Source organism: Chryseobacterium glaciei (assembly GCF_001648155.1).
GTDB lineage: Bacteria > Bacteroidota > Bacteroidia > Flavobacteriales > Weeksellaceae > Chryseobacterium > Chryseobacterium glaciei.
In genome coordinates, this window is record NZ_CP015199.1 from 40697 (window position 1) to 57465 (window position 16769).

Annotated in this window: 10 protein-coding genes; all 10 read right to left on the reverse strand. The window is 35.3% G+C overall.

Features of this window, described 5'->3' with window-relative positions; genetic code table 11:
- Positions 1 to 63 precede the first annotated feature (63 nt).
- The 10 genes from A0O34_RS00180 to A0O34_RS00225 all read right to left on the reverse strand — a co-directional run bounded on the left by A0O34_RS00180 (position 64) and on the right by A0O34_RS00225 (position 16766).
- Positions 64 to 1179: an endo-1,4-beta-xylanase gene (locus A0O34_RS00180; RefSeq protein WP_066749923.1), complete on the reverse strand. Its 1116-nt coding sequence runs from the start codon at positions 1177 to 1179 to the stop codon at positions 64 to 66.
- An 82-nt stretch (positions 1180 to 1261) separates the two neighbouring features.
- Positions 1262 to 2704, reverse strand: coding sequence for an MFS transporter (locus tag A0O34_RS00185; protein ID WP_066749928.1), 1443 nt, complete (start codon positions 2702 to 2704; stop codon positions 1262 to 1264).
- A gap of 120 nt (positions 2705 to 2824) precedes the next feature.
- Positions 2825 to 4732: a sialate O-acetylesterase gene (locus A0O34_RS00190; RefSeq protein WP_082891060.1), complete on the reverse strand. Its 1908-nt coding sequence runs from the start codon at positions 4730 to 4732 to the stop codon at positions 2825 to 2827.
- A 61-nt stretch (positions 4733 to 4793) separates the two neighbouring features.
- Positions 4794 to 6503 carry a GH35 family beta-galactosidase gene (locus A0O34_RS00195; protein WP_066749930.1) on the reverse strand — a complete coding sequence of 570 codons (1710 nt, stop codon included), beginning with the start codon at positions 6501 to 6503 and terminating at the stop codon, positions 4794 to 4796.
- A 526-nt stretch (positions 6504 to 7029) separates the two neighbouring features.
- Complete coding sequence (locus A0O34_RS00200) at positions 7030 to 8082, reverse strand: aldose epimerase family protein (protein ID WP_082891061.1); 1053 nt, start codon at positions 8080 to 8082, stop codon at positions 7030 to 7032.
- 48 nt (positions 8083 to 8130) lie between these two features.
- Positions 8131 to 10644, reverse strand: a complete 2514-nt coding sequence (locus tag A0O34_RS00205) for a glycosyl hydrolase 115 family protein (protein WP_066749934.1) — start codon at positions 10642 to 10644, stop codon at positions 8131 to 8133.
- Positions 10645 to 10673: 29 nt separating this feature from the next.
- Positions 10674 to 12362 carry a glycoside hydrolase family 43 protein gene (locus tag A0O34_RS00210; RefSeq protein WP_066749936.1) on the reverse strand — a complete coding sequence of 563 codons (1689 nt, stop codon included), beginning with the start codon at positions 12360 to 12362 and terminating at the stop codon, positions 10674 to 10676.
- Between the two features lie 185 nt (positions 12363 to 12547).
- On the reverse strand, positions 12548 to 13363 hold the full coding sequence (locus A0O34_RS00215) for an SDR family oxidoreductase (RefSeq protein ID WP_066749938.1): 816 nt from the start codon (positions 13361 to 13363) through the stop codon (positions 12548 to 12550).
- Between the two features lie 97 nt (positions 13364 to 13460).
- Positions 13461 to 14636 carry a mannonate dehydratase gene (gene uxuA, locus A0O34_RS00220; RefSeq protein WP_066749940.1) on the reverse strand — a complete coding sequence of 392 codons (1176 nt, stop codon included), beginning with the start codon at positions 14634 to 14636 and terminating at the stop codon, positions 13461 to 13463.
- 186 nt (positions 14637 to 14822) lie between these two features.
- Positions 14823 to 16766, reverse strand: a complete 1944-nt coding sequence (locus tag A0O34_RS00225) for a RagB/SusD family nutrient uptake outer membrane protein (RefSeq protein ID WP_066749942.1) — start codon at positions 16764 to 16766, stop codon at positions 14823 to 14825.
- Positions 16767 to 16769 lie beyond the last annotated feature (3 nt).

Sequence of the window (16769 nt, forward strand, 5' to 3'; positions counted from 1 at the left end):
AATATTGAGAATATTCTAAGTTCGCAAAGACGTTTCACTTAACTAAGAAAGCAAATTTTAATTCTATTTAATTTCCGTTGATAGTTTTATAATTTTTTCGACAATAGGTTTTGCTTTGTATTGACGGTCAAATAATAAGGGATAATCTGTTCTGCCTTTTATGGGAAAATCATTTTTCCAGGATTGAGCATCTGTTAAGCCCCATAGTGTTACTCTTCTAATGTCTTTTTTATGTTTTAAAAATAATTGGAAGAATTCCAGATATCTTTTTTCCCATTTTGCTTGTACATCAGCAGGAAGACCTTTTTTGTAGGGATTCATTTTTTCATCATATTCAATTTTATCCGCAATATTTGCGGAAGTTCCCCAAGGTGAAGGGAGCGCACTGATGTCTAGCTCCGTAATATTAACTTTTACTCCACTTTCAGAATAGGCTATGATTGCTTTTTCATATTCATCAATCGTAGGAGAATCCATTCCCACGTGAGCCTGCATTCCGACTCCATCGATTCGGATTCCTTTTGATTTTAAATTTTTCACTAATTGAGTGACCATTTTCACCTTATCCGGGTGCCATTCATTATAATCATTGTAATATAATTCTGCACTTGGATCGGCTTCCTGAGCATATTGAAAGGCTAAAGGAATAAATTCTTCACCCAAAATTTCATAAAACTTAGATTTTCGGTAAGAACCGTCTTCCATTATGGCTTCATTCACAACATCCCAACCTTTTACTCTTCCTTTATAATGGGAAACAATAGTTGTAATGTGGTTTTTCATTCTTTGTTTTAAAACTTCTGGAGAAACATTTTTACCGTTTTTATCAACAAAAAACCAATCCGGAACCTGAGAATGCCAAATCAAAGTATGTCCGATAATGAACATGTTGTTTTTCTCTCCAAATTCAACAAATTTATCTGTATCATCAAAGAAAAATTGTCCTTCCTGAGGTTGCAGATACATACTTTTCATGCAGTTTTCAGCCACAATAGAACTGAATTGATTTTTGATAATATCTGCTGACTTTTGATCCGTTCCGTGAATCTGTTCCAAGTTCATCGCTGTTCCGATATAGAATTTATCTTGGAAGGCTTTTTTTAAAGAAGCGTCAGACTTTTGAGCATTAAAATTGGAAGCAGCAAAAGTTATTAATCCTAATATAATAATGCGTTTCATTGTATTTTGTTTTTTATCAAACCTAACAGGTTTTGAAAACCTGTTAGGTTTAGGTTACGTTTAATTTGGATTTAATTAAAATTTATTTTCTTCTCTCGGCCAAATCATGTTCAATCTGAACCTCCATTTTTTTGTTGATCTTATAAAAGAAAAGCAATCCACATGCAAGGAAAAAAGGAATAGCGGGGAATATGCTCACCAACATTTTAGCTCCTGTTGCAACTGTTTCCGGCTGAATGATATTTTGATTTCCTTTTGTAGAAATATAGCCGTATTTTCCAATAATTAAAGCGACTAATGAGCTTCCGATGCTCAACCCAACTTTTAAACCGACCATCATCGCAGAAAAAATAATGGCGGTTGCTCTTCTTTTATTTTTCCATTCCGAATAATCGGCCACATCAGCGATCATTGCCCATAAAATTGGCGTACTGATTCCGTAGAAAAAACCGTGTACGATTTGTGATAAAAACATCATTCCAACTGCTTTTGGCGGATATAAAATAAATACCAAAACGAATAATGTAGAGATAAACAATGAAAAAATAAATACATCTCTTTTCCCGTATTTATCCGCAAATCTTTTAGAAAAGGTAATCCCTACAATCATCATGATAATTCCCCCTGCATTAAATAATCCAAATCCTGCAGACTTTACATTCTCACCGAAAAAATTCATTCCAATAGAATCAAAAAATGAAGTAATTGGAGAAATAAAATTCTTCAGGCTCGCTTCATCCACATAATTATTAAAGTAGTAGACATACGAACCTCCTTTCATTGCCAATGTAATGAATATCAAAGCCGTAACCGTCAACATAATGATCCACGGCTTATTTTTAGATAAATCTTTTAAATCGTCTTTTAAGTTTGATTTCTGATCAGCATTTGGAACCACTCTTTCTTTTGTCGTGAAAAAAGTGATCAATAACATCACGCTTCCGATAATGGCCAACCATGTCATGACAACCTCAATTCCTGCTGCTTTATCGCCATTTCCAATTGATAAAATAATCGGTAACATGAAAACCTGAACAAAAAACTGTGAAAACATCACCGCTACAAAACGGTAAGACGAAATACTGTTTCTTTCGCTCATATCACCAGTAATAACGCCACTTAATGCCGAATAAGGCAAATTATTTGAAGCATACAAAAGCAATAAGATGGAATACGTAACCGCAGCGTAAATGATTTTCCCTTTATATGAAAAATCGGGTGTACTGAAAGCCAACATAGCCGCCACCCCAAGCGGAACAGCCGTAAATAAGATCCATGGACGGAATTTCCCCCATTTTGTCTGCGTTCGGTCTGCCAGCGCACCAATCAGCGGATTGAAACCAAAGCCTGCCACCAATCCTACAATCAATGTAATAACCGAAGCGTCTTCAGGTTTTAAGCCATAAATATCAGTATAAAAATATGCCAGATAAGTTACTAATGTCTGAAACACCAGATTGGCAGCCAGATCACCTAAGCTGTACCCTATTTTTTCGGCGACCGATATTTTTTGAGAATTGTTCATATGTAGTTTTAATTTTTTTTATAATTGAATTTTAACGCAAGACTCGCAAAGATTTTTTATAATTATTGAGAATATTTTACGTTCGCAAGGGCGTTTCACTCAGCAAAGAGCATCTCTTTTTTATTCCGTTGTAAATGGTGAAGCTGGTAGGCCACTTTTGTTTTTAAGATTTGCTTTATCAGGATTGTCTGCCCAAGCGTATCGAACGGCAATCGGATCTTTAATTTCATCATTCCAGACGATGATTTTGCTGCCTTCTATTTTTGCCTGTGCCCATTTGAAAACTCCGTCTTTCCCTTTGATCGCAAAACCTTTTAATTCTGAAACAGAAGAAAAATTATTTGTCCCTTTTTTGAATGAAAGAATGATTTTATTTCCATTAATTTTCATGGATTCATAAACAGGGCCATCTGCGATGATATTGCTGTCGAAAAGTGTTTTCTGAGCTTGTAGCGATAATCTTTTTCCTACCTCTTTTTTATTTAAAGGGTGAATATCATTCCATTCACCAATATCAATGGTAATGGCAAGTCCGGTCTTTGGAATCGTTTGAGAAACTCTTCTTTGTTGTTCCCTTAATTCTGCCCAATTGCTTTCTGTAGGTTCAGGTTTTGCTTCCATAAAATTCGCTAATTGAACGATCAAAAATGGTAAGTTTTTCTGATTCCATTTATTTCGCCAATCTAGAATCATGGTAGATAATAAATCCTGATATTCCTGAGGTTTCGCTGTATTGCTCTCACCCTGATACCATAAAACTGCCTTTATTGGATATTGAATTAATGGATTTAACATTGCATTGTATAATCCCGTTGGTTTCCATCTGATGAAGGTCTGTCCCGGAGCTGGTCGGTTCATGATGGCTCCGATTTTATATTTCCACTCTCCTTTTAAATCAATTTTTTCTGAGCCAATTTGTAAAAAGTAATCTTTGTCTTTTATAAATTCTCCTTTTCCACTTCCGTTGGTGATTCTTACCGCGATGATGTTTTTACCTTCCTTTAAGACTCCAGCCGGAATATCATACCAACGTGGAGGATATTCGTAGGTAACATTTCCTACTTTTTTACCATTAATATAAGTTACATCTGCATCTTTAATTCTCCCTAAATTCAGAAATGCTGTATTTTTTTCAGCACCTTTTGGAAGGAATATTTCTTTTCTGAACCAAATACTTCCATCAAACGGTTTTTCTATATCTTCCCAAGAGCCTGGGACATTCATTTTTTTCCAGTCGAAATCATTGAATTCTGGTTTTTCCCAATGATTAAAGATTCCCGCATCCGATTGATCTAATTCTGCAGACCAAGTATCACTCAAAACTCTTTCAGAAGATTCGGTTTGAGAAATTAATTCATCATTTCTCCATTTTTGAGCTTCAGCAAGATATTCGGGATATTTTTTAAGCGAAGATTCATCCATCCAAGCCTGAATGGGAGAACCTCCCAAACTCGAATTAATAATCCCCACCGGAATTTTATTATACTGATACATCTCTTTCGCAAAAAAATAGGCAACCGCAGAGAAATTTTGAATGCTTTGAGGATTGGTTTCTTCCCAAATTCCACCGTCTAAATTATTCTGAGTTATTTTAAAATCATACTTTTGAGGAACCGTAAAAAAGCGAATATTGCTATTATTGGCATTCTTTAATTCTTCAGGATAAAGCATTTTTACTCTTCGCATCGGAAGTTCCATATTTGACTGACCCGAACACATATACACATCTCCGATCAAAATGTTTTTCAGGGTAATTTCATTGATGGTCATGGTAAAAGGACCGCCAGATTTCATTTCAGGAAGCGTGATTTTCCAGTTTCCTGAATTGTCGGCAATAGTATTGTATTTTTTATTTTGAAAATTGACTTCAACTTTTTCTCCAATATCAGATGTTCCCCAGATCTTTAGTTTTTGGTCGCGCTGCAAAACCATTCCGTCTGAAACTAAAGTTGGAAGTTTGATTTTAGCATCCACGAAGCAAATGCTGGTGAAAAATAATATAATGTTGAAGAATTTAATTTTATTCATTATTTTTTCTTTTTAATAGGATTTTATCCTATTCTTTGTTAAATCGTCCCGTTGGGACTCTTTATTGATATTCATATAATTTTACGTGAAGAATTTGGAAATCATCAACTCCGATACGAACGTGTCTTCCTTGATGCGTCTGATCACCATTTAATCTTCTTATCGGACTCAATTTTCCGTTTTCATCAATACTGATTTCATCTACCCAACCAATTCCCACTCTGGAAGTTCCTAACCAAGTATTTTGAGTATTATTTTTTCCACCCTGTGCTGCAAAACCGTCTTCACCCAAATCTTTAGTTTTAGTTTCTTTTTTCTCGTTTTCTTTCTCAAATTCTACGACAATTCCGCTTCCTGCGATGATATATTCATCTTTTGCCAGTCTTAAAATTAAACCTCCTCCTTCTGGCCAGACACTTCCATCTTTTGCTCGGGCGTCCCAAGGAAGACTAAAGAAATGTTTTGCCGTAATTTTCAAGTCATCATAATTGATAATACGTTCTGTATTTTTTTGATCAAACAACAATCCTTTTGACTGTCCTTGCCCTTGATATTTTGTCAGAATTGGCATCAATTGTTTCAATTTTGAATAAGCTTCTGACAATCTTTTACTTCCCAATTCAGAATTATTTTCAATCGAAAATGGACTATATCCAATCGCATCATGCTCCCCAAAAGCATAAAAAGCCTGCACCCCATTATTTTGAGTCATTTTGATCTCAGGAACAAACAACGGATTGTTGTGAAGTCTATATTTTGCAGACCAGCTCGTAAAATCTCCGTCATATAAATCCGGAGAAAGCATATCTATACTCGGCGCTCCAGCATGCCAAATATCAATTAAATGAGCCAGTGGTCCACCTGCCGGATATTCTCCCGGAAGTCTGTTTCTACTGTTCATTGCCGCGTTGACATACAACGGAATATTATGAATTGAACGAGCCGTTTTTGCTAAATTTTCTACATATTGAGCATAAGACCAAGCAGTAAATAATTCATCTGTGTATACATCATTTCCGAAGATTTCCTGCCAGTTTCCTTTAGTTTTAAAATTTTGTTTTCCCCATTTCTCAAGCAATGAAGGATGAAGCTCTTTTTTATTTTTAGTTACAAATTTCATTAATGCTTCCGGAACTTGGGTGTTAAAAGCAGCATTCGCTTCTTTAGAATAATCACGAGCGCCCTCCAACATTCCGATTTCGTTTTCAACCTGAACCATAATTACCGTTCCCTGCGTTTTATCAACCACAGAAATATGCTTCATTAATTCACCAAAAACTTTGTTATCAGCTTTCAAAACATTTTCAGAAAAAGAGTTCGCAATTTCCATTGGTTTTCCTGCTTTTGAATAAGCTCTCGGGTATTTTTTGTAGTCTTTTTTAAACCAAAGCGGAGCATAACAGCTCATTGAATTTTTATAAGACCCAAACCATAAAAAGACAACTTTAAGATTGTTTTTTCTTGCCTGATCAATTGTTTTATCAATTAAACTAAAATCAAATCTCCCTTCTTCCGGCTCAATCAAATCCCAATAAGCAGGGACTAAAACCGTGTTCAGACTCATTTGCTGAAGCTTTGGAAAATCTCTTTCAATATCCTGAAAAGATGACGCGGAAGAGTTTCCCAACTCGCCACCTAAAATCAAAAATGGTTTTTTATCCACGGCAAGCTGTGTCGCCGTTCCTTTTTTCTGCAAACGAGGAATTTCCTGCGCCTGTGCGAAAAACGAAAGAAAAATTCCGGAAAGGATAAAAGCTTTATTTATATTCATAATAGGGATATTTGATTCTAGTGACGATTTTATCAAATTCATCAAAAAATTAAATAATACTTAAAAACATTTTCTAAAATTCATTTTAATTAAATAAATATTTCAAGTTTTTTAAAAATAAAAGAAAGTATCTATATATAAAACTGTTTTTGTAACGTGAATATTTTTGCGATCAAATTTTAAAAATAAATCATCAAAAAAATTCATAAATAACATCGGGCTTATCATTAAAAATAAGATTAGACCAAACAATGAAAAACCCTAATTTTGTATTGGAAAATACATTCACAAATATTTTAAACTTATGCTTCAAAATTTAATAGAATAGCTTATCATATTTTTAACAATAACCGTCATGAATTTGGTGTTTAAAGTGAATCAATTACGCAAACAAAATTTTAACATTAATTTAACATTCACTTCATGTCATTTTAATCGATTTCGAGCAAAATTTCCATTAATTAGTCTTTTAAAAATCCCTAAAAACTGACATAGCAAGTCCTAAATTCAGAGGTTTCATATTATATTATTTTACTGAAAATTGATAAACTGTTTTTGTTGAATATATTTCTCCTGGTTTAAGCTCAACAGAGGGAAAAGAATTCCTGTTTGGTGAGTCCGGAAAATGCTGTGTTTCCAGACAAATTCCTGTCCGTGGGTTATTTTTTCCACCCGTTTTCGTTTCAAATTTTCCATCCAAAAAATTCCCGGAATAAACCTGAATGCCCGGCTGATCCGTTAATACATCTAGCTTTCTACCTGTTTCTGGATGATAGAGCGAACCTGACAATTTCATTCCAATTCCGTTCAAAATCCAGCAATGATCGTAGCCTTTTGCCCGTTGCAACTGTTCATTATCATCATTAATATCTTTTCCGATTGTTTTAAAATTTTTGAAGTCAAAAGGAGTTCCTGCAACATTTTTAAAATCATTTTCCGGAATAGACGATTTGTTAATGGGAATGAATTGATCGGCATCAAGCTGAAGTTCATGATCGGTAATTTCTCGTGAAAAATTCCCCGAAAGATTGAAATATGAATGATGCGTTAAATTGACAATCGTAGGTTGATCCGTCGTTGCTTCATAAGAAATTTCGAGTGCATTTTGATCTGTTAAAGTATAAAAAACGGCTGTCGTAAGTTGTCCCGGATAACCTTCTTCGCCGTCTTTACTGATGTATGAAAGTTTGATAGTTTGAGAATCTGGGATTATTTCTGCGTTCCAAATTTTTGAGAAAAAGCCTTGATCTCCGCCATGTAGATGATTTTCGCCATTATTTTTATTTAGATTAAAATTTTTCCCATTTAAACTAAATTTTCCATGCGCAATTCTGTTGGCAAATCTTCCGATAATTGCTCCGAAAAAGTAAGAATTTTCATTAAAATAATCTTCAGGATTTACAAAACCTAAAACTACATCTTCATAATTTCCTTTCCTGTCAGGAGATGTAAGTGAAATGACGATTCCTCCGTAATTTATGATCTCGACTTTCATTCCATTTTTATTGGTTACTATATATTTCTTTATTTGGTCGCCGTTTTTTGTTATTCCAAAATCTGAAACTTTAATTTTTTCCATTTTTTGAGTGATTCTTGGTAATTTTTTATGTGAATATTGAATTTTATTTTAATTGCTACTTTCGGGAGCTCCCAAATATGAAGGTTTCAATCCACCTGTGTTAATCAGGATTTTTTCTAAAACAATTCCTGCTTCTAGCACCTTAAAACGTAAAGTATGTCTACTCGATTTTGTTATGGTATGTTTTGTAGCAGATTTTATAATATGTTCTGACTGCCATTGTCCCAATTCTCCACGATAATGTTCATTAAAATTGACAATCTGTGGTTTTTCTCCATCAAACGAAATTTCATATCGAAGTCCTTTATTATTGTTAAAATTAAGCGTTGGAGCGAGTAATAATTGAACCTCAAAAGTTCCTGTTGAAGAGAAATCAACATCATATTCCAGATAGATATTTTCATTTTTTTTTGGATTAATATTTTGAGGAAAAGTGGTAATTCCGGATAATGTTTTTCCAAAATCGGGAATGATTTTCCATTGAATTCTGTCTGAATTATTCTGATGTGAAAAATTTTCAGCTTCAATAGAAATATATCCGTCCTTTTCCTTAAACACTTTATTTTTTTCGCTTTTGGAAACATAAACAACTTCAGGCATCGTATTTTTATCTGGCTGTTGCCAATTTGTATAACCAATTCTAGTCTGATCCATCATATGTTGCCATTTTCCGTCAGAAATTTTATTGTTGTATTTATCCTGTAAAATAGAATCATATTCAAAGTTTTTCTTCGCTTTATAGCCAAAATCATTAGCTTTTATATCTTTTTTAGAGGCTAACTGATGGTTTTTTGCCACATTAAAATAAAGCTCATACAAATTACTGCAGGCATCGATCGGATAAAGAACCAATTGAAAATAAGCATCTTTATATTCATTAGGAATCTCGTTGTAAAGCCTGTTTGCATCGAGTGATAATTTTTGATAATCATTTACAACCGTTTCAAATTCATTATAATTTTCAAGACTGTAAGTTTCAGAATTTAAGGTTTCGGGAGTTACGCGACGATTGTATTTTGCGTATAAATTGATCATTCTTGCGATTTCTTTAGAATATTTTTCGCCAAACTGTTCTGAACTCCATTTTTCAGTGTATTCTAAAAGATTGTCAGCATTGAATTGCTTTGGATTCCAAGCCATATCCATAAAGAAATTAATTGGAAATTCCATTGGCTTCAAATCTCCCACGTTTACCACCCAGAGCTTATTTACTTCATGTTCATAAGTCAAATTCATTTGCTCCCAAACTCTTTGAATCGGACTGATATTGATCCATTTAGAATTTCTCGGTCCGCCCACATAATCAAAATGATAATACATCCCGTAACCGCCTTTGTGTAAGGGTTTAGATAGATTGGGGAGCTTTCGGACATTCCCCCAATTGTCATCACAAAACAATAAAATAACATCATCCGGAACGCGCATTCCTTCATCATAATAATCCTGAACCTCTTTATACAAAGCCCAAACCTGGGATGTTTTTTCTGCTTTTTTTCCTGTAACTTTTTCTATGATTTTTCGTTGATCCTTTACAATATTCTCCAAAAGCGAAATATTGGTTTTATCTCCCATTGCCTCATCTCCCTCACCACGCATTCCAACTGTGACAAGCTTTTCCCAGTTTTTACTTCGTTCGATTCCTGATTTCCAGAATTGTTGAAGAATGTCCGAATTTTTAGTGTAATCCCAAATATTCGGTAAATTATTCTTTTTGATGTATCGATGCCAGTCGGTTTGTGCCAATGCCATTGGTTCGTGGTGTGAAGTTCCCATGATAATTCCCATTTCATCAGCCAGTATTCCGTTTTCGGGATCATCGTCATAGAAAGCTTTTCCCCACATTGCAGGCCAAATGTAATTTCCTTTTAAGCGAAGAATTAATTCAAAAACTTTTTCGTAAAACTTAGAATTAATACCTCCAAAAGTTGCTATTGCCCAACTTCCCAACGAAGGTTCTTCATCATTTAGGAAAATTCCGCGATATTCTACGGCAGGCTCATCGTCGGTGTAAATTCCATTTTTAAAATAGAGATTTTCCTTTTGCTTAACGGGAACATCCGCCCAATAATACCACGGCGAAACACCAATTTGCTTTGAAAATTCATAAATTCCGTAAATAGTTCCACGCTTGTCACTTCCTGCGATAACAATCACTTCTGAAACTCCATTGAAATCTTTTATATTCCGAATGATAAATTTTTCACGTTTCCCTTTTAGTTCATTTTCATTAATTTTTTTCTTTTTGATCAATTCATCAATCACCGAATTTGTACCCACAGTTCCAATGATAATCAATGGAGATTTAGAAGTTGAAATTTGATTTAAAAGATCTGGAAAATCACCCGTTACTTTCTGAAAATCAGCCTGAAGATTATGTATTGCTCTTAAAATTCCCTTATCAATTCCTTTGTCTGAATAGAATGAAATTTTTGTCGATTTATCTTTCAACAGAATAGTTTCTGAACTTTTTTCTGTAGTAATAAATGGCTGTGTAGATTTTATCTTAATTCCAAAGAATAAAATGAAAACCGACATTGTAATTGACTTAAATAAAGAATTCATACTATTAAATTTGTGAATTAATAAAAAAATTAAGGCTGAATATCATTCGATAAAGTTGAATATAAACCAATCAAACTGCCTGTAAAACCACCTGCAACATCTGTTGATAATATGTCACCCGAAACCTTTCCACCTAGATTGATGAAATTATTTCCGTCCAAAGAATAATTAAATTGATAATCATCACCTTGAGCAACAACCTGAAGTTTTATATTTTTCGAAACTGAAATTTTTTCACTTTTAATAAGAGTGGAATTTCCTTTTTCTGTTCTTTCCAATACCAAATAGAAGTCTTTATCTTTTTTTGTCAATCCAAAAACATAATTAAAATTTTCACTTTGATAACAAGTAATTCCGGCTAAATCTTTTCCTGATTTTGGCTTAAAATCTAAATTCACCGTTGCTTCAAAAGAAGCGTGTTGTTGCCTATGAAATAATGCAGAAACAGGAGCTTTCGCTTTAATATTAGTTGTGAAAGGATTAATTTTCACTCCATTTTTAGTCACATTTACAAAATTTTCTCTTGAACCTCGCATGGCAATCCATTGATCGTCCAATTTATTGTTTAAATTATCGGAAAAAGTGAAATTTCCGTTCAGGAAAAATCCGTTTTGACCTGTTTGGTTTTTAACTCCGTTTGGCATTTTTACTTTTGGTTTCATGGGAACCAAACCGTTTTGGAAAACAGGATATGTTCCACTCCAATCTACGGGAAGAATAAAGGTTTCGCGACCCGTATTTACACGATTTTTTTCATTAGGACGGATGCCAAGAAATACCCCGTAATACTTTCCATCAGGAGTTTCTACTAAGTCTGCGTGACCTGCCCAATCTACTTTATCTTTTCTGTCTTTGGGAAAATATCTCTGAGTCAAAATAGGGTTATTTTCAGCAGGAATAAACGGACCTTTCGGACTGTCACTCATAAAAATTACTTCGCTGTGATTGCCTCCCGTTCCACCTTCCGCACACATTAGAAAATATTTTCCATTCTTTTTGTAAAGATGCGGCCCTTCGATCCAGATTGGTTTTTGAGTGATATCTACTCCACCATTCACAATGATTTTATCGCTTCCGGCAACAACTTGGTCTTTTTCCAAATCATAATCCCAGATCTTGATCACGCGGTGACCGCTATATTGTTCGGTTCCTTTTGGTGGCGCGTCATTATGAACGATGTATGCTTTTCCGTTATCATCAAAGAAAATAGACGTGTCGATTCCATCAAAATTCAGTTTTTGAACTTCGCTCCAGCCTTTTTTTGGATCTTTTGTTTTTACCATCATATTTCCTATTCCGTTCGCAATCTGAGTGGTAACCATGTAAAAAGTGTCGTTATATTGATTATACTTGATATCAGGAGCATAAATTCCTTCCGAAAATCCAGCTTTTTCTACTTTCAATTGAGAAGGCCGATTCAACACATGACCGATTTGTTTCCAATTCACCAAATCGTTAGAATGAAAAATCGGAACTCCCGGAAACATTGAAAATGAAGAATTTACCAAATAATAATCGTTTCCTTTTCTTGTAATACTCGGATCGGGATAGCAGCCCTGAAGAATTGGAGAATAGAATTCATCTTCTTTGAGAGGATTTTCTGTGTAAATTTTGTCATTTCCTTTGTAAATAAAATCTGAGAAAATTTGTGCCGAACTATTTCCAAATAAAAATAAAACAGCAGCTGCAAAAAGAGATTTGGTAAGATGGGTTTTCATAGTATTTTGTGATTATGGTAAGGAAAAATTTAGTTTACATTTAAAAATCACTTATTTCTTATAACCTTTCATTTTTACGTAGAAATAAGTGATCTAGATTTAATTCAAACTGAAAAAACAAGGTCTAGTCAAGCAAAAAAATGAATGACCTTATTTGGTAACTATATAAAATGATTGTAATTAATTTACACTCCACTGAAAGCACTGAAACCACCATCAACAGGCAATAAAGCACCAGTAATAAAACTTGCAGCATCCGAACAAAGGAACTGTACAGCTCCGTTTAATTCTTCGGCATCTCCGAAACGTCCCATTGGAGTTTTTGCGATGACTTTTTTGCTTCGATCCGTTAAAGAACCGTCCGGATTTAATAAAATTGCCCGGTTTTGATCTCCAATAAAAAATCCCGGAGCAATCGCATTGACACGAATTTTATCACCAAATTTCAAGGCTACATCTGATGCCAGCCATTGCGTAAAATTGGTAATCGCTGATTTTGCAGCAGAATATCCTGCCACTCTTGTGATCGCAGAATACGCCGCCATCGAAGAAATATTGACAATACTTCCACTTCCCTGTTCTGCCATTACTTTTCCGAAAACATAACTTGGATAAACGGTTCCGTTGATGTTGAGATTGGTTACCTCATCCCATCCATCCAAATTTTGATCGAAAAATGACTGATCCGGAGAAAGTGTAGCCGTAGGAATATTTCCGCCCGCAATGTTGAGCAGGATGTCTATTTTACCATATTTTTCGAGGATCTTTTTTGATGCTGATTCAAGACTTTCGATGTTCATTACATTGGCTTCAACGGCAAAAGCTTCACCTCCAGATTCTGTTAATTCTTTTACACGAACATCTAATGTTTCCTGATTTCGTCCCAAAGCCACTACTTTTGCACCTGCTTTAATGAAACTTTTGGCAAGAGTTCCCCCTAAAACGCCGGAAGCTCCTGTGATGACTGCGACTTTGTCTTTTATGCTGAATATTTCGTTCATTGTATTTTAGTTGTTGGTTGATGGTTGATCGTTTTTTAATCTTATAGATTTGATAGGATTGGCATCCTAATCTATTTTAACCGTCCCTTCGATACTTTTAATTTGATTTTATTTCGGTTTTTACTGCTGCCATTACGCCTTCAATTTGTCCGAGAGCAAGCATTCTTCCCAAAAATGAATAGCCGGGATTATAGCCTTTATCAATATCATCAGTTAATAATCGACCGTGATCGATACGCATTGGTAAGGTTGGATTTTCTTTTTCAAATATTCGAATGACTTCGATAATTTTTCCTCTGCCTTCTAAATGATGAGCTTCGATGAAATCTCCGTTTTCGAAAACATTGGTGCTTCTGAGGTGAACGAATTTTGTACGGGAAGCGTATTTTTGAGCCAATTTCGGAACGTCGTTTTGGAGTCCCGCGCTTAAAGAACCTGTGCAGAAAGTCAGCCCGTTGTGGGGATTGTCGACGGCATTTAAAAACCAATCGATGTCTTCTTCACAAGTCACAATTCTTGGTAAACCTAATAAAGCAAACGGTGGATCATCGGGATGTACACACATTTGGATATTCCATTTTTCACAGATAGGCATTATTTTTTCGAGGAAATATTTCATGTTTTGACGAAGTTGGTCTTTATCAATTCCGTCATATAAAGCCAATAAACTTTTAAAAATAGCTACCGGGTTTTGATCGCCTTCTTTAATATTTCCGTTGACGAAGCCTTGTGTTTTAACGATAATTGAATCAATTAAATCGCTTTTTTCCTCTTCAGTGATTGTCTTTTTTAATTCTTCAACTTTAGCAAGAATTTCAGGAGTATAGTCTTTTTCTGCTCCTTGTCTTTCTAAAATGTAAATTTCAAAATAAGCAAATTTGGCTTTGTCAAAATATAAAGATGACGAACCGTCTTCCCATTGATGAAAAAGATCGGTACGCGCCCAATCGAGAACGGGCATAAAGTTGTAACAAACGGTTGTAACTCCTGCTTTTCCTAAGTTTTCAAGACTTTTAATGTAGTTTTCGATCAATTGATCTCTATTTTCATCTCCATATTTTATAGATTCGCTTACGGGAAGGCTTTCTACGACCGACCAGCGAAGTCCGAAACTTTCGATATAATTTTTATATTCATTAATGGCTTCCAAAGACCAGATTTCTCCATTCGAAACGTCATGAAGCGCCGAAACAATGCCTTCAACACCGATCTGACGAAGCATATTGAGTTTAATCTTATCTTTTTTACCAAACCAACGCCATGTTTTTTCCATAATTTTTGATTTTTAAATTTTATCTAAACTTTTTTGAATATCTGCTTTAATAATATTTTTTTAACGCAAAGTCCGCAAAGTTTTTTTTTTTATTTTTAAGCATCTTGTTCATTAAACAAAGCAGGCGGGAATGAATCGCCCACTTTGTTGCTGATATGAATGTAAAAATTTTATTTTAAAATCTATCTAATATCCGGGATTTTGATAAGCTGCCAATTCTGAAGAACTCATATCCATGGCATCCATCTGTCCTTGAGGGATCGGTCTTAAATACAGATAATTCGGTATATTTCTGGTGTACGTCTGAGCGGTATGATTTCCCACTGCTGTTCCGCCAATGCTGTATGTTTTTGCGATATCACTCCATCTTTGGGTTCGTACCAAATCAAACCATCTGTAACCTTCGCCATAATATTCTCTTGATCTTTCAGCTAAAATATAGTCGATTGTAATGGTTGAAGGCGTTGCAGCGATCATTGCACCACTGTTATCTTCTATTTTTGCTACATTTCCGTTGTTGTCCCAACGCCATTTTCCGGCTCTAGCTCTGATCACATTAAGTAAATCTCTTGGGCTCATTGCTCCGGAAGCTCCTTTTACCGCTGCTTCTGCTGCTATGAAATAGAATTCTGAGAATTTTGCAATAGGAAACGGACGTGTAATTCCTCCATTTGGCTGTCCAAGTCCAGTTCCGTTATCGGTTCTGTAGGTTCCTATTTTCCAAAGATTTGGATAGGCGTATCTGCTGATTCCGCTTGGAGCGATCACATAATCTGCTCTTCCCGGAAGAACACCTGCGCCGACATTGCTTTTGTAAACTGAATTAGAATAATCAATAGTTTGTGCCGGATCGTCATTTAAGAACGTAAGAATCGCGCTTCCCGGCTGTACAGGTAATCCGTTGGCATTGTATAATGTTGGCGTTGAAATTCCGGCTTTGTTCCAGTTTCCGCGGAAAGTTGTTACAAAAGTACCGTCATATCTTGAATCCTGCGTTTTATTAGCAAATGTATTTTTCACCACTTCAATGGTTGGAGCCATCGTTTTCCAAGGTCTTCCGTAAGCCTGAGCAGCTTCTCTTTGTACAGTTCTGATAGGAGAACCTGTCCATAATGGGCTTTGAGAACTTTCAAGAAACGTATAATCCCAAGTCGTCATCCAAACTGCAAAATTTCCGGGAGAAGATCCTGTGTTGTAGGAATGGCTTGATCCATCATAATATTCGCTTGATTCTGTGTGATCTGCATAAAGAAGCATTTCCTTATTTCTATCATTTTGAGCTAAATTCACATCATAATACGTTGACTGTAAACCGTATGCTCCCGGTGCATTGATGCCTTCCAACGCAATATCATAAGCTTGTTGGAAATACCATTGCGGATTGTGACCGTTGGGATCTACTCTATCCGTCTGAGGATAGGTCGGAATTCCGTTTGGATTCTGAAGCCACCATCCATAAGTAAGATAAGCTTTAGCCAAAAACAATCTTGCAACAGTTTTCGTAACTCCGCCTGTAACACGAGCGCCAACAGGCAGATCCTGAACAGCTTTTATTAAATCCGGAAATATTACTTTAGTATAAACCTCAGAAACTGTATTTCTTTTTGAACCTCTGAAAGTACTGATATTGAAAGTCAATTCTCCTGAACCCAAGTCTAAAGGAACTCCTCCAAATGTCTGAGCCAACATAAAATAATCAAATGCTCTGAAGAATCTTGCTTCTGCAATAATAGCATCCGAGACACCAACTCCAGAACCTTTTTGAATAACTCCGTTGGCGGTATTGATATTTCTGAAAGCATTATTCCACAAAACATCGGCACGGCTGGAAGAAGGTGTTAAATTTCCCGCTCCGGACATGTCCATATCCTTGAAATTATTGTCTCCGGCGTGACCGTAAGTGTATTCGTCGGTTCCTGTTTCGCAGGCATTTAACCAATATCCATTTCCGTAAATGTATCGTAAATGGGCGTACATCGAGGTAACTCCTCCTAAAACTCCTGATTCGGTCTCAAAATATTCCGGTGTATAAATATTTCTCGGTTCTTCTTCCAATATATCTGAACAGCTTGAAAGTACTACGGTGCATAGCAAAATTTTTGCGGCTGTATTTATTCTGAACTTTTTCATTTG